The sequence below is a fragment of the Pseudomonas sp. ef1 genome, from assembly GCF_007293365.2.
In the GTDB taxonomy this organism is placed as follows: domain Bacteria; phylum Pseudomonadota; class Gammaproteobacteria; order Pseudomonadales; family Pseudomonadaceae; genus Aquipseudomonas; species Aquipseudomonas siliginis.
Genome location: NZ_CM129815.1, coordinates 5,309,625 through 5,328,693, shown reverse-complemented (window position 1 = coordinate 5,328,693; position 19,069 = coordinate 5,309,625). Strand labels below are relative to the sequence as shown.

The 19,069-nt window shown below is 60.6% G+C and carries 15 protein-coding genes; 10 read left to right on the top strand and 5 right to left on the bottom strand.

Annotated features, from left to right (window positions below):
- Positions 1-4 precede the first annotated feature (4 nt).
- The 6 genes from FEE99_RS24330 to FEE99_RS24305 all read left to right on the top strand — a co-directional run bounded on the left by FEE99_RS24330 (position 5) and on the right by FEE99_RS24305 (position 7,301).
- Positions 5-304, top strand: coding sequence for a BolA family protein (locus tag FEE99_RS24330; RefSeq protein WP_041478259.1), 300 nt, complete (start codon positions 5-7; stop codon positions 302-304).
- Between the two features lie 169 nt (positions 305-473).
- Complete coding sequence (gene trhO / locus FEE99_RS24325; protein WP_041478261.1) at positions 474-1,415, top strand: oxygen-dependent tRNA uridine(34) hydroxylase TrhO; 942 nt, start codon at positions 474-476, stop codon at positions 1,413-1,415.
- 35 nt (positions 1,416-1,450) lie between these two features.
- Positions 1,451-2,053: a DsbA family protein gene (locus tag FEE99_RS24320; protein WP_177180902.1), complete on the top strand. Its 603-nt coding sequence runs from the start codon at positions 1,451-1,453 to the stop codon at positions 2,051-2,053.
- A complete protein-coding gene (locus FEE99_RS24315) occupies positions 2,046-3,863 on the top strand; it encodes an ABC transporter ATP-binding protein (protein WP_041478264.1) in 1,818 nt (605 codons plus the stop codon). Before FEE99_RS24320 ends, FEE99_RS24315 begins: the two co-directional genes overlap by 8 nt.
- 137 nt (positions 3,864-4,000) lie before the next feature.
- Complete coding sequence (locus FEE99_RS24310) at positions 4,001-6,460, top strand: EAL domain-containing protein (RefSeq protein WP_041478266.1); 2,460 nt, start codon at positions 4,001-4,003, stop codon at positions 6,458-6,460.
- Positions 6,461-6,539: 79 nt separating this feature from the next.
- The gene (locus FEE99_RS24305) at positions 6,540-7,301 is read left to right on the top strand and encodes a TenA family transcriptional regulator (protein ID WP_166554491.1); all 762 of its coding nucleotides are present in this window, start codon (positions 6,540-6,542) and stop codon (positions 7,299-7,301) included.
- Between the two features lie 102 nt (positions 7,302-7,403).
- On the opposite strand, the gene FEE99_RS24300 is transcribed toward FEE99_RS24305, so the two are convergent.
- The 5 genes from FEE99_RS24300 to FEE99_RS24280 form a co-directional block, all read right to left on the bottom strand.
- A complete protein-coding gene (locus FEE99_RS24300) occupies positions 7,404-8,330 on the bottom strand; it encodes a GGDEF domain-containing protein (RefSeq protein WP_041478268.1) in 927 nt (308 codons plus the stop codon).
- A gap of 363 nt (positions 8,331-8,693) precedes the next feature.
- Positions 8,694-9,434, bottom strand: a complete 741-nt coding sequence (locus FEE99_RS24295) for a YciK family oxidoreductase (protein ID WP_024013876.1) — start codon at positions 9,432-9,434, stop codon at positions 8,694-8,696.
- 182 nt (positions 9,435-9,616) lie between these two features.
- Positions 9,617-10,288 carry an N-acetylmuramic acid 6-phosphate phosphatase MupP gene (mupP, locus tag FEE99_RS24290; RefSeq protein WP_041478269.1) on the bottom strand — a complete coding sequence of 224 codons (672 nt, stop codon included), beginning with the start codon at positions 10,286-10,288 and terminating at the stop codon, positions 9,617-9,619.
- A 4-nt stretch (positions 10,289-10,292) separates the two neighbouring features.
- Positions 10,293-10,991, bottom strand: a complete 699-nt coding sequence (ubiG, locus tag FEE99_RS24285; RefSeq protein ID WP_024013875.1) for a bifunctional 2-polyprenyl-6-hydroxyphenol methylase/3-demethylubiquinol 3-O-methyltransferase UbiG — start codon at positions 10,989-10,991, stop codon at positions 10,293-10,295.
- A gap of 58 nt (positions 10,992-11,049) precedes the next feature.
- Positions 11,050-12,384: a TRZ/ATZ family hydrolase gene (locus FEE99_RS24280; RefSeq protein ID WP_041478271.1), complete on the bottom strand. Its 1,335-nt coding sequence runs from the start codon at positions 12,382-12,384 to the stop codon at positions 11,050-11,052.
- A 108-nt stretch (positions 12,385-12,492) separates the two neighbouring features.
- Here FEE99_RS24280 and mtnA point away from each other — a divergent pair, with 108 nt between their 5' ends.
- The 4 genes from mtnA to pheA all read left to right on the top strand — a co-directional run bounded on the left by mtnA (position 12,493) and on the right by pheA (position 19,058).
- Entirely contained in the window at positions 12,493-13,569 is a 1,077-nt protein-coding gene (gene mtnA, locus FEE99_RS24275; RefSeq protein WP_041478272.1) for an S-methyl-5-thioribose-1-phosphate isomerase, read from the top strand.
- 423 nt (positions 13,570-13,992) lie between these two features.
- Positions 13,993-16,647 (top strand): DNA gyrase subunit A, encoded by a 2,655-nt coding sequence (gyrA, locus tag FEE99_RS24270; RefSeq protein ID WP_041478273.1) that lies wholly within the window; start codon positions 13,993-13,995, stop codon positions 16,645-16,647.
- Between the two features lie 231 nt (positions 16,648-16,878).
- A complete protein-coding gene (serC, locus tag FEE99_RS24265; protein WP_041478275.1) occupies positions 16,879-17,964 on the top strand; it encodes a 3-phosphoserine/phosphohydroxythreonine transaminase in 1,086 nt (361 codons plus the stop codon).
- A complete protein-coding gene (pheA, locus tag FEE99_RS24260; RefSeq protein WP_016770924.1) occupies positions 17,964-19,058 on the top strand; it encodes a prephenate dehydratase in 1,095 nt (364 codons plus the stop codon). Before serC ends, pheA begins: the two co-directional genes overlap by 1 nt.
- The last annotated feature ends 11 nt before the right edge of the window (positions 19,059-19,069 follow it).

Sequence of the window (19,069 nt, the reverse complement as noted above, 5' to 3'; positions counted from 1 at the left end):
CGTGATGACCATGCAACAACGCATCGAATCGACGCTGGCCCTGTTACAGCCTGAGCATCTGCAAGTGCTGGACGAAAGCCACATGCACAGTCGCGGGTCACAGACCCACTACAAGGCGGTGGTGGTCAGCGCGCAGTTCGAAGGCCTGAACCGGGTCAAGCGCCACCAGAAAGTCTACGGCACGCTCGGCGAGCTGATGGGCGAGTTCCATGCGTTGGCGCTGCACACCTACACCCCGCAGGAATGGGCAGAGATCGACGGCGCTCCGGCGTCGCCGACCTGTGCAGGAGGGGATCAGCGGTAAGCTTCAAGCGGCAAGCTGCAAGTTAAAGGCGGATGAGTTTTGGCTTGCCGCTTTAAGCTTGGAGCTTGTAGCTGCTTTTTTGCTAAAATCCCGACGCGCCGCTTAGCCGGCGCGTTTTTTATTGAATCCGGTTCACCCTTTGCGAGGGTAGCCACCTGGAGAACTACCCATGACACAACCGATTGTCGTGGCGGCACTGTACAAGTTCGTCACCCTCGAAGATTACGTTGACCTGCGCGAGCCACTGCTGCAAGCGATGGTCGACAACGGCATCAAAGGCACTCTGCTGATCGCCGAAGAAGGCATCAACGGCACGGTTTCCGGCAGCCGCGAAGGCATTGACGGTCTGCTCGCCTGGCTCAAGAACGATCCACGCATGGTCGACATTGACCACAAGGAATCGTACTGCGACGAGCAGCCGTTCTATCGCACCAAGGTCAAGCTGAAGAAAGAGATCGTCACCCTCGGCGTCGAGGGCGTCGACCCGAACAAAAAGGTCGGCACTTACGTCGAGCCGCAAGACTGGAACGCGCTGATCAGCGACCCGGAAGTGCTGCTGATCGACACGCGCAACGACTACGAAGTGTCGATCGGTACCTTCGAAGGCGCCATCGATCCGAAAACCACCAGTTTTCGCGAGTTTCCCGACTACATCAAAGAACACTTCGACCCGGCCGTGCACAAGAAGGTCGCGATGTTCTGCACCGGCGGCATTCGCTGCGAGAAAGCCTCGAGCTACATGCTCGGCGAGGGCTTCGAAGAGGTCTACCACCTCAAGGGCGGCATCCTGAAGTACCTCGAAGAGGTGCCGCAGGAAGAAACCAAATGGCGCGGCGACTGCTTCGTCTTCGACAACCGCGTCACCGTGCGTCACGACCTGACGGAAGGCGACTACGATCAATGTCATGCCTGCCGCACGCCGGTCAGCGTTGAAGATCGCGCCTCCGAGCATTACGTCGCCGGCATCAGTTGCCCGCATTGCTGGGACAAGCTCAGCGAGAAGACCCGGCGCAGCGCCATCGATCGGCAAAAGCAGATCGAACTGGCCAAGGCACGCAATCAGCCGCACCCGATCGGCTACAACTATAAGCAAGCATCTTCCGAGGCTTAACCATGTCTGCGCGCCTGCTCTATGTGATGGATCCGATGTGTTCATGGTGCTGGGGGTTTGCTCCGGTGGCCAAGGCACTGGTCGAGCAGGCGCAGGCAGCCGGGGTCGAGCTGCATCTGGTGGTCGGCGGGTTGCGCACCGGCAGCGGTTCGGCGCTGGAGCCGACCACGCGGCGCTACATCCTTGAGCACTGGCAAGCGGTCACCGAGGCCACCGGCCAGCCGTTCAAGTTCGACGGTGCGTTGCCTGACGGTTTTGTCTACGACACCGAGCCTGCCTGTCGCGCCATTGTCACCGCGCGCAGTCTGGCGCCGGATTGCGCGTGGACATTGGTCGGGCTGATCCAGCAGGCGTTTTACGCCGAAGGTCGCGATGTCACCCAGGCCAGCGTGCTGGTCGAGTTGGCGGAGCAGGCCGGTGTGCCGCGTATCGAATTCGCGGCGTTGTTCGATCATGCCGATCAGCACAAGGCGACCCAGGCCGATTTCACCTGGGTGCAGGACTTGGGCATCGCCGGTTTTCCGACCCTGCTGGCCGAGCGCAACGGGCAACTGGCGCTGCTCACCAACGGCTATCAACCGCTCAGCGAGCTGTCGCCGTTGCTCGGCCGCTGGCTGGAGCGCGCGGCCTGTGTCTGACCGCGCCGATGACACGCCAGCCGTAGAGCGTGTCGACCGGCTGAGCTGGGCTGAAGTCCGGCGTCTGGCACTGCATCACAAGAAATCCCTGTGGATCGCCAACGGCGTGGCCGTGCTGGCGACGCTGTGCAGCGTGCCGATCCCGTTGCTGCTGCCGTTGCTGGTCGACGAAGTGCTGCTCGGCCACGGCGATGCCGCACTGAAAGTCATGAATCATTTTCTGCCGAGCATGTGGCAGCAGGCGGCGGGCTATATCGGCCTGATGTTGGTGGTGACCCTGACCTTGCGTTGCAGCGCCCTGTGTTTTGGCGTGTTGCAGTCGCGGCTGTTCGCGCGCCTGGCCAAGGACATCGTCTACCGCATTCGCGTACGCCTGATCGAGCGGCTCAAGCGCATTTCCCTTGGTGAATACGAAAGCCTCGGCAGCGGCACAGTGACCACGCACCTGGTCACCGATCTGGATACCCTCGACAAATTCGTCGGCGAAACCCTCAGCCGCTTCCTCGTCGCGATGCTGACCCTGGTCGGCACCGCCAGCATCCTCATGTGGATGCACTGGAAGCTGGCGCTGCTGATTCTGCTGTTCAACCCGTTGGTGATCTACGCCACGGTGCAGCTCGGCAAACGCGTCAAACACCTGAAAAAACTTGAGAACGACAGCACCTCGCGCTTCACTCAGGCGCTGAGCGAAACTCTCGATGCGATTCAGGAAGTGCGCGCCGGCAATCGTCAGGGCTATTTCCTCGGGCGCCTCGGTTTGCGCGCGCAGGAGGTGCGCAACTACGCAGTCAACTCGCAGTGGAAAACCGACGCCTCGAACCGCGCCAGTGGTTTGCTGTTCCAGTTCGGCATCGACATCTTCCGCGCGGCGGCGATGCTCACCGTGCTGTTTTCCGATCTTTCGATCGGGCAGATGCTCGCGGTGTTCAGCTACCTGTGGTTCATGATCGGCCCGGTCGAACAACTGCTCAATCTGCAATACGCCTACTACGCGGCGGGCGGTGCGCTGACGCGGATCAATGAACTGCTGGCGCGTGCCGACGAGCCGCAGTATCCCGGCGGCGTCGATCCGTTCAAGGGGCGCGACACCGTCGGCATCGAGGTGCAAGGCCTGAGTTACGGTTACAGCGACGAGCTGGTGCTGGATCAGATGAACCTGTCGATCCTGCCCGGCGAAAAAGTCGCGATTGTCGGGGCGAGCGGCGGCGGCAAAAGCACCTTGGTGCAGTTGCTGCTGGGTCTGTACACGCCAGCGGCCGGGACCATCCGCTTCGGCGGATCGACCCAGCAGGAGATTGGCCTGGAGACGGTGCGCGAGAACGTCGCGGTGGTGCTGCAGCATCCGGCGCTGTTCAACGACAGCGTGCGCGCCAACCTGACCATGGGCCGCATGCGTAGCGACGAAGCCTGCTGGCAGGCGCTGGAAATCGCGCAAATGGCCGCGACCATCCGCGCGCTGCCCCATGGCCTCGACAGCATCGTCGGGCGTTCCGGCGTGCGTTTGTCCGGCGGCCAGCGCCAGCGTCTGGCGATTGCGCGGATGATTCTCGCCGAGCCGAAAGTGGTGATTCTCGACGAAGCCACCTCGGCCCTCGACGCCGCCACCGAGTACAACCTGCACCAGGCGCTGGCGAAGTTTCTCCATGGCCGCACCACGCTGATCATTGCCCATCGCCTGTCGGCGGTGAAGCAGGCCGACCGCGTACTGGTGTTCGACGGCGGGCAGATCGCCGAGGACGGCGACCATCGCCAGCTGATCGCCGACGGCGGTCTGTACGCCAAGCTCTACGGCAACTTGCAACAGCACTGATCGAAACCCTCGCCGACCTGTCAGAGGTTCTGCGCGCGGTATAACGCCGCGCCTTGCCTTGAACGAGAACCCCACCTAGTCTCGTCATAGCGAATTCGCCCGGAAGGCGAGCGGGCAGTGCTCATGCAAGGAATCTCATGAAGCAAAAGCAGACTCTGGGAACACCACGGTTGTTGGGTATCGTCTGGCCCTTTATTGCTGTCGTGGTGTTCCAGGCATTACTGGGGGGCGTGAGCCTTTACGTGCTTTCGGCCGTGCGTGGCTACGTAGCTGGCGAAAGCCTGTGGTCCAAGGGCCAGAAAGACGCCATCTATTACCTCAACCTCTACGCCGATAGCCGTGACGAGGCGATCTATCGCAAATATCTGACGGCGATCGCCGTGCCCCAGGGCGGGCACCAATTGCGCCTGGCACTGGATCGTCAGCCGCCGGATCTGCAAGCGGCGCGCGAAGGCATTCTCAAGGGCGGTAATCATCCAGACGATGTCTCCAGCGTCATCTGGCTGTACCTCAATTTCCGCCACTACAGTTATCTGGAAACCGCGATCGATCGCTGGACGATTGGCGATGCCTATCTCGACCGATTGCACGAAGTCGCGCAGGAGATGCATCAAGGCATTGCGCAGAACCAGGCCAGCCCCGGCGATGTGCAGCGCTGGAAGTTACAGATCTTCGCCATCAACGATGCAGTCACCCCAGCCGCCAGAGCCTTCAGCGATGCCTTGGGCGAAGGCTCGCGGGTGATCATGCGCCTGCTGTTGTTCACCAACCTGGCCACCGCGCTGGGTCTGATCGCGCTGGCGCTGTGGCGCACGCACAAACTGCTCAGGCAACGGCATGAATTTGCCCAGGCGCTGCAACTGGAAAAGGATCGCGCGCACATCACCTTGCAATCGATTGGCGATGGCGTGATCACCACCGACGTCAACGGCGCGATCGATTACATGAACCCCGCCGCCGAGGCCATGACGCACTGGAAGGCCGAGCAGGCGGCGGGGCTGCCGTTGTCGGCGCTGTTCAACCTGCTTGACGATAACGCTCAGACCGAAGGGCTGACGTTGATCGAGCACATTCTCAGTGGCCAGCTCAGCGGCGGCAGCGAACATTCCAAGCTGATCCAGCGTCTGGACGGTAGCACCCTGTCGGTGACCCTGGTCGGAGCGCCGATCCGCAATGCCGGCAACGTCAGCGGCACAGTGCTGGTGCTGCACGACATGACTCAGGAGCGGCAATACATCGCCAACCTGTCCTGGCAGGCGACCCACGATGCGCTGACCGGTCTGGCGAACCGCCGCGAATTCGAATATCGCCTCGAACAGGCCTTGCACAACCTGACGCGCCAGCCCGGCCGGCATGCCCTGATGTTCCTCGATCTGGACCAGTTCAAACTGGTCAACGACACCTGTGGTCATGCGGCGGGCGATGAGTTGCTGCGGCATATCTGCACGCTGCTGCAATCAGACCTGCGCGAGGGCGACACCCTGGCGCGACTGGGCGGCGACGAATTCGGGATTTTGCTCGAGAACTGCCCGCCGGACATCGCGGAGAAGATTGCCGAAAGCCTGCGTCAGACCGTGCAGAATCTGCATTTTGTCTGGAAAGGACGGCCGTTCCTGACCACCGTCAGTATTGGCCTGGTGCATGTCGCGCAGAATCCGACCACTCTCGAAGCCTCCCTGCGTGCGGCGGACATGGCTTGCTACATGGCCAAGGAAAAGGGCCGCAACCGCGTGCAGGTCTATCATGCGGACGACTCCGAACTGTCCATGCGCTTCGGTGAAATGGCTTGGGTGCAAAGGCTGCACATGGCGCTCGAAGAAAACCGCTTTTGCCTTTATGCCCAGCAGATCGCGCCGCTCAAGCCGCAACCCGGCCAGGCCGGACACATCGAAATTCTCCTGCGCCTGCATGATGAATCCGGGCGAATGATTTTGCCTGACAGCTTTATTCCGGCGGCGGAGCGTTATGGTTTGATGACCCAGTTAGATCGCTGGGTAGTTCAAAACGTTTTCAAGGTTATTGCCCAGTGTATTGAACAGGAACATGAACTTCCTTTGGCAATGTGTGCGATTAATCTGTCAGGCATTACTATAGGAGATGACGCGTTTTTGCACTTCCTGCGGGAACAGTTTGTTAACTACGCTATACCGCCTGAAATGATTTGTTTTGAAATTACCGAAACCAGTGCAATTGCAAATCTTGGCAGTGCAATTCGTTTTATCAATGAACTCAAAGGCTTAGGTTGTCACTTTTCTCTGGATGACTTTTGTGCCGGAATGTCTTCATTCGCTTACTTGAAACATTTGCCTGTAGACTTCCTGAAGATCGACGGGAGTTTCGTAAAGGATATGCTGGACGACCCGATTAATCGGGCAATGGTCGAAGTGATCAATCACATCGGTCATGTTATGGGTAAGCAGACAATTGCCGAGTTTGTTGAAACTAACCAGATCGAACAGGCGTTGCTTGAAATAGGTGTGGATTACGCTCAGGGGTATGTCATCGAGCGTCCGCAGTTGTTTACCTGTGACAGTTTGCAAAGTCGTCCTGCCAGACCGCAGCCGTTGTTGTTCAAAGCGCCTGGCACGTTCCGTTGAAGTCTCTCGCCGATCCTTGCCATCACAACTCAAAAGGAGCCGAACAGTGATCGACACATTCAACCGAACCGGACCCCTCATGGAAGCTGCAAGTTATCCTGCCTGGGCGCAACAGCTCATCAAGGATTGCAGCGAGAGCAAGCGCCGGGTTGTCGAACATGAACTTTATCAGCGCATGCGTGACAACAGACTCAGCGCGAAAACCATGCGCCAGTACCTCATCGGCGGCTGGCCGGTGGTCGAGCAGTTTGCCTTGTACATGGCGCAGAACCTCACCAAGACCCGCTTTGCCCGCCATCCCGGCGAAGACATGGCGCGGCGCTGGCTGATGCGCAACATCCGCGTCGAACTCAATCACGCCGACTACTGGATGCACTGGAGTCGCGCCCATGGCGTCAGTCTCGAAGATCTCCAGGCCCAGCAAGTGCCGCCGGAGCTGCATGCTCTGAGTCACTGGTGCTGGCACACCAGCTCGGCGGATTCGCTGATCGTGGCGATTGCCGCGACCAATTATGCGATCGAGGGGGCGACCGGGGAGTGGTCAGCGGTGGTCTGCTCGACCGGGGTCTACGCCGCGGCGTTTCCGGAAGAAGATCGCAAGCGCGCGATGAAGTGGTTGAAGATGCATGCCCAGTACGACGATGCCCATCCGTGGGAAGCGCTGGAAATCATCTGCACCCTGGCCGGCATGAACCCGAGCAAGGCGTTGCAGGCCGAGCTGCGGCAGGCGATCTGCAAGAGTTATGACTACATGTACCTGTTTCTGGAGCGGTGCATGCAGCTGGAGACTTCGGAGCGCTTGCTGGTCAACCGCGAGCGCCGGACCGTAACCGAAAGCTGATCGAACTGTGGGAGCGAGCCTGCTCGCGAAAGCGGTGGGTCATGCAACGAATCGTTGTCTGACACTCCCTCTTCGCGAGCAGGCTCGCTCCCACAATGATTTTTAGCCGGCCATCGCCAGCCGGTTCCGCCCCTCGCGCTTTGCGACATATAACGCACTGTCGGCCCGGCGCAGCAAGCTGTCTGCCGACTCGCCCGGCAACAACGTCGAGCATCCCAGGCTCACGGTGATCTCGATCAACTGGCCATCGGCAAAATATTCCTCTGACTGCGTCGCTTGGCGCAAACGCTCGCCAACCATCGCCGCTGCTTCGCGACCGGTGTTGGACAGCAGGATCAGAAACTCTTCGCCGCCATAACGGAACACCATGTCGACATTGCGCAGTTGCGCCTTGATCGACGCGGCAATGGCTCTGAGCACGTCATCACCGGCGCCATGCCCGTGGTCATCATTGACCCGTTTGAAGTGGTCGATATCGAGCATCAGCACCGACAGCGGTTGCGCATGGCGGCGCGACATGTCGATCTCGCGCTGCAAGGTCTGCTCCATGGCTACCCGGTTGCCAGCACCGGTCAACGGGTCGCGCAAGGCACTTTGCGTCGCGGCGCGATAGAGCAGGGCGTTGCGCATCGGGTACAGCAGGCAGGACAGTAGCGACTCGAGGTCGCCCTGTTCCTTGTCGTTGAAACGCTGATTGCGGCGGAAGACCAGCTCGCCCATGTGCTCGCCTTCGTGGCTCAGGGTGTAGCTGACCGAGTGGTGGCCGCGTGTGCCGAACTCCAGGCGCAAGTCACTGGCCTGATGCACATAGCTCAGCGCGTCCAGCGGCACCAGGCGTTGAATTTCGCGAAAGAACAGGCCAAGGATGCGCTGTGGCTCAAGGCTGGTTTGCAGTTGCAGGCTCATTTGCTGACGCAGTTGCGCCAGGCTGGTCGGGCGCTCGATCAGCGCCGGTAGTTGACCGAAGCCCAGGCGCTGCAATTTGGCACTGTCGAAGTCAATTGCATGGGTCTGGGAAGGAGATTTCATATGGCGTGAGCCCCTAAGCAGTAAGTCTGTCTTACAGGCTGGGTGAGAGCGGCTATGGGCTGCGCGTCGTACTGATCCATCAGTCCCGTAGGACGTTTGGCGTAAGTTTAGTCTGCCGCAAGACGATCAGTCAGCTATCGAAATCGGCGTTTGCCCCATGGCCATCACACGGCATGTTTTGAGGGAATTTAGAGCGAAAGGCGTGCCATTCGGTTCGATTTTTATTTAAAGCTTTTCGAATCAATGACTTGCTGGCGAATGCCAAGCAGCCGCGCTGGGTTATTGGCGGCTTTGTGACGGTTATGAGCGGCAATGGCTTGCCGCGACAGCATTCTGCCGCGGCAACAAATGCGACGTATGGCGCTATTGGGCGTTGAACGCCTGGCCATTAACGCCTGCGCTGTCGGGGCCCATCAGGTACAGATAGACCGGCATGATCTCTTCCGGTGTCGGGTTGTTCAGCGGATTTTCCCCCGGATACGCCTGCGCGCGCATGCTGGTGCGCGTGCCGCCCGGGTTGATGCTGTTGGAGCGTACCGGCGCAACGCCTTCCACTTCATCGGCCAGGGTTTGCATCAGGCCCTCGGTGGCAAATTTCGACACACCGTAAGCGCCCCAGTACGCGCGACCCTTGCGCCCGACGCTGCTGGAGGTGAACACCACCGAAGCATCCTGGGACAGCTTGAGCAACGGCAGCAGGGTGCTGGTCAACATGAACATCGCGTTGACGTTGACCTGCATGACACGCATGAAGTTTTCGCCGGACAGTTGCTCGATCGGCGTGCGCGGGCCGATGATCGAAGCGTTGTGCAGCAGGCCGTCGAGATGGCCGAACTCGGTTTCGATCATCGCCGCCAGCTCATCGTACTGATGGGGCAGGGCGGTCTCGAGGTTGAACGGGATCACCGCTGGTTGCGGATGACCGGCAGCCTCGATTTCGTCGTAGACCTCGGTCAGATTGGCTTCGGTCTTGCCCAGCAGCAGCACAGTGGCGCCGTGTGCGGCATAGGTCTTCGCCGCAGCCGCGCCGATGCCACGCCCGGCACCGGTGACCAGAATGACCCGATCCTTGAGCAATTCAGGGCGAGCGGTGTAATCAAACATAAAAACCTCATAGTCCATTTCATGAAGACCTGCTTCACCCAGTGGCGAGGGGATTTATCCCCGTTCGGCGGCGAAGCCGTCGCAAAACCTGTGTGTCACATCGCCTGGATAAAAGCGGGGGCCGCTTCGCAGCCCAGCGGGGATAAATCCCCTCGCCACACAGGGAATTTGCAACAGTCAGGTCAGCAGCTGCACAGCGCGCTGTCGAGCACCTTGCGCAACTCCAGCGGGTGGTCCACTACCACGTCCGCACCCCAATGCCGTGGGTTGTCGTCCGGGTGGATGTAGCCGTAGGTCACCGCAGCGGTTTTGGTGCCGGCATCGCGGCCCGATTCGATATCGCGCAGATCATCGCCGATAAACAGCACGGTCGACGGATCCAGATCAAGCATCTTGCAGGCGAGGATCAGCGGCTCCGGATCCGGCTTGCTGTTCTTCACATGATCCGGGCAGATCAGCAGCGCCGAACGCTCGGCCAGCCCCAGACGCTGCATGATCGGCTCGGCGAAACGCAACGGTTTGTTGGTGACCACGCCCCAGATCAGGTTGGCCTTTTCGATGTCAGCGAGCAGTTCGCCCATGCCGTCGAACAGCTTGCTGTGCACTGCGCAGCCGACCAGATAGCGCTCGAGAAACTCCAGACGCAGCTCCTCAAAGCCCGGCGATTCCGGATCCATCGAGAACGTCACCGCGACCATGGCCTTGGCGCCGCCGGAAATTTCGTCGCGGATATGCTTGTCGTTGATCGGCGGCAGACCGCGATCGGCGCGCATCGCCTGGCAGATGGCGATGAAGTCCGGCGCGGTGTCGAGCAGGGTGCCGTCCATGTCGAAAAGTACCGCTCTGATGGCCATCGGCTTATTCCTCGCGCAGGGTCTGGATCATGTAGTTGACGTCAACGTCGTTGGCCAGCTTGTAGTGCTTGGTCAGCGGGTTGTAGGTCAGGCCGATGATGTCCTTGACGGTCAGGCCAGCCATGCGGCTCCACGCGCCGAGCTCGGAGGGGCGGATGAATTTCTTGAAGTCGTGGGTGCCGCGCGGCAGCAGCTTCATGATGTATTCGGCGCCGATGATCGCGAACAGATACGCCTTCGGGTTGCGGTTGATGGTCGAAAAGAACACCTGGCCGCCCGGCTTGACCATGCGGAAGCAGGCGCGGATCACCGAGGATGGATCCGGCACGTGCTCGAGCATTTCCAGGCAGGTGACCACGTCGAACTGCTCGGGCATTTCGTCGGCGAGGGCTTCGGCGGTGATCTGCCGGTATTCGACGCTGACCCCGGATTCCAGCTGATGCAGTTGCGCGACCGCCAGCGGCGCTTCGCCCATGTCGATGCCCATTACGGTGGCGCCGCGCTGGGCCATGGCTTCGCTGAGGATGCCGCCGCCGCAACCGACGTCGAGGACTTTCTTGCCGGCCAGATTGACCCGCTCGTCGATCCAGTTGACCCGCAGCGGGTTGATGTCGTGCAGCGGCTTGAATTCGCTTTCACGGTCCCACCAGCGATGGGCCAGGGCCTCGAATTTGGCGATTTCGGCGTGGTCGACGTTGCTCATGTTCAATTCCTCGAAAAACCTGAAAAGGGCTGTAGCCGCAGATATTGCGCCGCGGTGTTTACGATTCGGTGTGGCCGCTGATGCGCTGGCCCCAGTGGCGAGCGGTCTCGCCCAGCTGTTGTTCGTCCATGCGGGTCAGACGCCGGTCGTCGAGCAGTTGCTTGCCGGCGACCCACAGGTGTTTCACGCAATCACGCCCGGTCGCATAAATCAGCTGCGACACCGGGTCATACACCGGTTGCTGCGCCAGACCGGACAGGTCGAAAGCGACGATGTCTGCGGCTTTGCCGATCTCCAGCGAGCCGACCTGCGCCTCGATCCCCAGCGCACGGGCGCCATTGAGGGTGGCCATGCGCAAGGCGCGATGAGCGTCCAGCGCTGTGGCAGAACCGGCCACGGCTTTGGCCAGCAGGGCGGCGGTGCGGGTTTCGCCGAGCAGGTCGAGATCATTGTTGCTCGCCGCGCCATCGGTACCGACAGCGACGTTCACCCCAGCCTGCCACAAACGTTCGACCGGGCAGAAGCCGCTGGCCAGTTTCAGATTGGATTCCGGGCAGTGGATCACGCTGCTGTTGCTTTCTACCAGCAGCGCGAGGTCGTCATCGCTGATCTGGGTCATGTGCACCGCCTGGAAGCGCGGGCCGAGCAGGCCAAGGCGACCCAGGCGCGCCAGTGGCCGTTCGCCGGTCTGCTCGACAGCCTGCTGCACTTCGAACGCGGTTTCATGCACATGCATATGGATCGAAGCGTCCAGCTCCTCGGCGATCACCCTGATTTTCTCCAGGTTCTCATCACCGACGGTGTAGGGTGCGTGAGGGCCGAAAGTAATCTTGATGCGTTCGTGATGCTTGAGATCCCCGAACAATTCGACGCCCTGACGAATGGCTTCGTCGGCACTGCTGGCGCCGGGGATCGGGAAATCGAGGATCGGAATGGCGATCTGCGCGCGGATACCGCTGTTGTGTACGCGCTCGCTGGCGACTTTCGGGAAGAAATACATGTCAGAGAAGCAGGTGATGCCGCCCTTGATCTGCTCGGCGATGGCCAGATCGGTGCCGTCGCGGACGAAATCCTCATCGACCCATTTGCCTTCGGCCGGCCAGATGTGGTTTTCCAGCCAGGTCATCAGCGGCAGATCGTCAGCCAGGCCACGGAACAGTGTCATCGCCGCGTGGCCGTGGGCATTGATCAGTCCCGGCGCCAACAGAACATCCGGCAGTTCACGGATTTCTGTCGCGTTACACTTCAACGCTTCGGCGCGCGGGCCGATAAACACGATGCAACCGTCACGGATGCCCAGGCCGTGCTCCTTGAGCACCACGCCTGCAGGTTCGACGGGGACCAGCCAGGTCGGCAGCAATAACAGGTCGAGCGCAATGGCAGGTTTCGGCATCGAGGGTCGGTTCCAGTGCTTTTGTAAAGGATGGCGAAGTATACCCGAGCGTCTTCGCGGGGGGATCGCTATAATCGGCGGCTTTTGTTCATGAGTGCGGGGTGTGGGATGCGCGATCGACTGTTGGCTGCGGAGAAAGTAAAGGCCATCGATTGGCGTGATGGCGCGCTGCACCTGCTGGATCAGCGTATTTTGCCGTTCGAGGAAAACTGGATCGCCTACACCAGCGCCGCCGGCGTGGCCGAGGCGATTCGCTCGATGGTCGTGCGCGGCGCGCCGGCTATTGGCATCAGTGCGGCCTATGGCATCGTCCTCGCGGCGCGGGCGCGGATTGCCGAGGGCGGCGACTGGTACGCGGCACTGGAAGAGGATTTCGCGCTGTTGGCCGATTCGCGTCCGACCGCGGTCAATCTGTTCTGGGCGCTGGGCCGCATGCACGATCGCCTGGATCGGCTGAAAAGCAACGCCGATCCGCTGGCGGCGCTGGAAGCCGAAGCTATCGCCATTCATGAAAGCGACCGCGAGGCCAACCTGACCATGGCGCAGCTTGGCGTCGATCTGATTCGCAAGCATCAGGGCAACGCTCAAGCCATCCTGACCCACTGCAACACCGGCGCGCTGGCCACCGGTGGGTTCGGAACTGCGCTGGGAGTGATCCGCGCGGCTTATATAGAAGGCATGGTCGAACGCGTCTATGCCGACGAGACCCGGCCGTGGCTGCAGGGCTCGCGGCTGACCGCGTGGGAACTGGCCAACGAAGGCATCCCGGTGACCCTGAATGCCGACTCCGCCGCCGCGCACATCATGAAAACCAAAGGCGTGACCTGGGTGATCGTCGGCGCTGACCGCATCACCGCCAATGGCGACGTGGCGAACAAGATCGGCACCTATCAACTGGCGGTCAACGCCATGCACCACGGCGTGCGCTTCATGGTGGTGGCGCCGAGTTCGACCATCGACATGAACCTCGCCAGCGGCGATGACATCCCGATCGAAGAGCGTGATGGCGCCGAACTGCTCGAAGTTGGCGGTAAACGCGTCGGTGCCGATGTTGAAGCGTTCAACCCGGTGTTTGATGTCACTCCGGCGGATCTGATCGATGCGATCGTCACAGAGAAAGGCATCGTCGAACGCCCGGACACCGCGAAAATGGCCCTGCTGATGTGTCGCAAGCGCCTGCATTGAAGGACTATTGCGTCTGAGCGGACCCCTTCGCTGGCAAGCCAGCTCCCACAGGTTTTGTGCCCGGCATTGAACCTGTGGGAGCTGGCTTGCCAGCGATGAGGGCCTGAATGTCAATAAACAACTGTAAATCTGCCCCAGATTTCACATTCAAAGAAGCTCAGAGCTTCTGTCGTCCCCCTCAAGCCTGTCATCGGTCAACTAACTATGCTCCATGCGCATCTGGGGGATAGGTGCGTGGCGGCCTTTGTGATAACATCCGGCGTTTTCCGAGGCGGCTCCACGGAGCTGTCTTTACTGCGCAAATCCGCGATCCAATGTTGATTTGTCGTAAGTCGGCGCATGGCACTCGGCCGGCCCCGACGAGCTTCGTTGCTCCCACATGGATATGACGAAGTTTCACCAGAAAAAGGAATCAGGCTTCTCATGGGCGAACTGGCCAAAGAAATCCTCCCGGTCAATATCGAAGACGAGCTGAAACAGTCCTACCTCGACTACGCAATGAGCGTGATCGTCGGCCGTGCACTGCCGGATGCGCGCGATGGCCTCAAGCCCGTGCACCGTCGCGTACTGTTCGCGATGAGCGAGCTGGGCAACGACTACAACAAGCCGTACAAGAAATCTGCCCGTGTCGTCGGCGACGTGATCGGTAAGTATCACCCGCACGGTGACACTGCCGTATACGACACCATCGTTCGTATGGCCCAGCCTTTCTCCCTGCGCTACCTGCTGGTCGACGGCCAGGGCAACTTCGGTTCGGTCGACGGCGACAACGCTGCGGCCATGCGATACACCGAAGTGCGCATGACCAAGCTGGCGCACGAGCTGCTCGCTGACCTGCACAAGGAAACCGTGGACTGGGTGCCGAACTACGACGGCACCGAACTGATCCCGGCGGTCATGCCGACCCGTGTACCGAACCTGCTGGTCAACGGTTCCAGCGGTATCGCCGTGGGCATGGCGACCAACATTCCGCCGCACAACCTCGGTGAAGTCATCGACGGTTGCCTGGCCCTCATCGACAACCCTGAACTGACCGTCGATGAGCTGATGCAATACATCCCCGGCCCGGACTTCCCGACGGCCGCGATCATCAACGGTCGTGCCGGCATCATCGAAGCCTACCGCACCGGTCGCGGGCGCATTTACATGCGTGCCCGCTCGATCATCGAAGACATCGACAAGGTCGGTGGCCGTCAGCAGATCGTCATCACCGAGCTGCCTTACCAGCTGAACAAGGCGCGTCTGATCGAGAAGATCGCCGAGCTGGTCAAAGAGAAGAAGCTCGAGGGCATCACCGAGCTGCGCGACGAGTCCGACAAGGACGGTATGCGCGTCGTGATCGAGCTGCGTCGCGGCGAAGTGCCTGAGGTAATCCTCAACAACCTCTACGCCCAGACCCAGCTGCAATCGGTGTTCGGTATCAACATCGTCGCGCTGATCGACGGCCGCCCACGCATCCTCAACCTCAAGGATCTGCTGGAAGCCTTCGTCCGTCACCGTCGCGAAGTGGTTACCCGTCGTACCGTGTTCGAACTGCGCAAGGCGCGCGAGCGTGGGCACATTCTCGAAGGCCAGGCCGTTGCCCTGTCGAACATCGACCCGGTGATCGCCCTGATCAAGGCGTCGCCAACGCCGTCGGAAGCCAAGGAAGCGCTGATCAGCACGCCCTGGGAATCTTCCGCCGTGGTGGCGATGGTTGAGCGTGCCGGTGCCGATTCGTGCCGTCCGGAAAACCTCGATCCGCAATATGGCCTGCGCGAAGGCAAGTACTTCCTCTCGCCAGAACAGGCACAAGCGATTCTGGAATTGCGCCTGCACCGCCTGACCGGTCTGGAGCACGAGAAGCTGCTGGCCGAGTATCAAGAGATTCTCAACCAGATCGGCGAGCTGATCCGCATCCTCAACAGTGCCGTGCGCCTGATGGAAGTGATCCGCGAAGAGCTGGAAGTGATCCGCGCCGAATACGGCGACGTGCGTCGCACCGAAATTCTCGATGCCCGTCTCGACCTGACCCTGGGTGACATGATCCCGGAAGAAGAGCGCGTCGTGACCATTTCCCACGGTGGCTACGCCAAGACCCAGCCGCTGGCTGCGTACCAGGCTCAGCGTCGTGGCGGCAAAGGCAAATCGGCTACCGGCGTCAAGGACGAGGACTACATCGCTCACCTGCTGGTTGCCAACAGCCACACCACGCTGCTGCTGTTCTCCAGCAAGGGCAAGGTGTACTGGCTCAAGACCTACGAAATTCCGGAAGCCTCCCGCGCGGCCCGTGGTCGTCCGCTGGTCAACCTGCTGCCGCTGGATGACGGTGAATACATCACCACCATGCTGCCGGTCGAGGAATACACCGAAGGTCACTACATCTTCATGGCCACCGCCAACGGCACCGTGAAGAAGACCCCGCTGGAATCCTTCAGTCGTCAGCGCAGCGTCGGTCTGATCGCGCTGGAGCTGGACGAAGGCGACGTGCTGATCTCTGCGGCCATCACCGATGGCGAGCGCGAAGTGATGCTGTTCTCCGACGGCGGCAAGGTCACCCGTTTCAAAGAGTCCGACGTGCGTGCCATGGGCCGTACCGCTCGCGGCGTGCGCGGCATGCGTCTGCCGGAAGGGCAGAAGCTGATTTCCATGCTGATCCCGGAAGAAGGCAGCCAGATCCTCACCGCTTCCGAGCGTGGTTATGGCAAGCGCACCGCGATCACCGAGTTCCCTGAGTACAAGCGTGGCGGTCAGGGCGTGATCGCCATGGTCAGCAACGAGCGTAACGGTCGTCTGGTCGGCGCGGTACAGGTGCTCGACGGCGAAGAAATCATGCTGATCTCCGATCAGGGCACCCTGGTGCGTACCCGTGTCGACGAAGTATCGAGCCTGGGTCGTAACACTCAGGGCGTGACGCTGATCAAGCTGGCCAAGGATGAAACCCTGGTCGGCCTGGAGCGGGTTCAGGAGCCTTCGGAAATCGAAGGCGAAGAGCTCGAAGGTGAAGAGGGCGAGGAAATCGCAGTCACCGTCGGTATCGACGAGGCCGCAGACGACCAGCAACTCGACGCCGCAGCAGACGAAGAACCGCAGGAATAAGCGGACAAACGAGGGGGCGGATGAGAATTCGCCCCCTTGTTATTTGTCCGGTATGAATTTTCGACATCATGGAGATCCCCTGTGGGAGCGAGCCTGCTCGCGAAAGCAGGCGCTGCGGTACCTCTGAAGCACCGCGGTGATGCATTCGCGAGCAGGCTCGCTCCCACAGGGCCATGTTGATCGGTAGTGTGATTTATTGCGTGATACCACCAAATCAGAGCGAGATTGGATGTGAGCAAGCGAGCCTATAACTTCTGCGCCGGTCCGGCGGCGCTGCCTGAAGCTGTCCTGCAGCGCGCCCAGGGTGAACTCCTTGATTGGCACGGCAAGGGTCTGTCGGTCATGGAAATGAGCCATCGCAGCGATGAGTTCGTGTCCATTGCCACCCAGGCCGAGCAGGATCTGCGTGACCTGCTGAATATCCCGTCGAACTACAAAGTGCTGTTTCTGCAAGGCGGCGCCAGCCAGCAATTCGCGCAGATCCCGTTGAACCTGTTGCCTGAAGGCGGCTCGGCCGACTACATCGACACCGGTATCTGGTCGCAGAAAGCCATCGAAGAAGCCTCGCGCTATGGCCACGTCAACGTTGCTGCCACTGCCAAGCCTTATGACTATTTCGCCATCCCAGGCCAGAACGAGTGGAATCTGTCGAAAGACGCCGCGTACGTTCACTACGCGCCGAACGAAACCATCGGTGGTCTGGAATTTCAGTGGATCCCGCAAACCGGTGACGTACCGCTGGTGGCCGACATGTCTTCCGACATCCTTTCGCGCCCGGTCGATATTTCGCGTTTCGGCATGATCTACGCTGGCGCGCAGAAGAACATCGGCCCGAGCGGCATCGTCGTCAACATCATCCGCGAAGACTTGCTCGGCAAGGCCCGCTCGCTGTGCCCGACCATGCTCAACTACAAGGTCGCGGCCGATAACGGTTCCATGTACAACACCCCGCCGACGCTGGCCTGGTACCTGTCCGGTCTGGTGTTCCAATGGCTGAAAGAGCAGGGCGGCGTCGAAGCGATCGCCAGGCTCAACGACGTCAAGCAGCGCACCCTGTACGACTTCATCGACGCCAGTGGCCTCTACAGCAACCCGATCAACAAGTCGGATCGCTCGTGGATGAACGTACCGTTCCGTCTGGCTGATGATCGTCTGGACAAGCCGTTCCTCGCCGGTGCCGACGAGCGCGGCCTGCTCAATCTCAAGGGCCACCGCTCGGTGGGCGGCATGCGCGCCTCCATCTACAACGCCGTCGACATCAACGCGGTCAACGCGCTGGTGGCGTACATGGCGGAATTCGAGAAGGAACACGGCTGATGTCCGAGCAAGAACTCAAGGCACTGCGCGTTCGCATCGACGCTCTGGACACCAAAGTCCTCGAGCTGATCAGTGAGCGTGCGCGTTGCGCCCAGGAAGTCGCCCGCGTGAAGATGGCCTCGCTGGCCGAAGGCGAAGTGCCGGTGTTCTATCGTCCCGAGCGCGAAGCTCAGGTGCTCAAGCGCGTGATGGAGCGCAATCAGGGGCCGCTGGGCAACGAAGAAATGGCGCGGCTGTTCCGCGAAATCATGTCGTCGTGCCTGGCGCTGGAGCAGCCGCTGAAAGTGGCTTACCTCGGCCCTGAAGGCACTTTCACCCAAGCGGCAGCGATGAAACACTTCGGCCACGCGGTGATCAGCAAGCCGATGGCGGCGATCGACGAAGTGTTCCGTGAAGTGGCGGCCGGTGCAGTGAATTTCGGCGTGGTGCCGGTGGAAAACTCCACCGAAGGCGCGGTCAATCACACGCTGGACAGCTTCCTCGAGCACGACATGGTGATCTGTGGCGAAGTCGAGCTGCGCATCCACCATCATCTGCTGGTCGGCGAAAATACCAAGACCGACAGTATCAGCCGCATCTACTCCCACGCGCAGTCGCTGGCCCAGTGCCGCAAGTGGCTGGACGCGCATTACCCGAATGTCGAACGCGTCGCGGTGTCGAGCAACGCCGAAGCGGCCAAACGGGTCAAGGGTGAGTGGAATTCGGCAGCGATCGCTGGCGACATGGCGGCAGGGCTATATGGCCTGACGCGTCTGGCCGAGAAGATCGAAGATCGCCCGGACAACTCGACCCGCTTCCTGATGATCGGTAATCAGGAAGTGCCGCCGACCGGCGACGACAAGACCTCGATCATCGTGTCGATGAGCAACAAGCCCGGCGCGCTCCATGAGCTGCTGGTGCCGTTCCACGACAATGGCATCGACCTGACCCGCATCGAAACCCGTCCGTCGCGCAGCGGCAAATGGACCTACGTGTTCTTCATCGACTTCGTCGGCCACCACCGCGATCCGTTGATCAAAGGTGTGCTGGAAAAGATCAGTCAGGAAGCAGTAGCACTCAAAGTGCTGGGTTCCTACCCGAAAGCAGTTCTCTAAGGGGCGGTAGC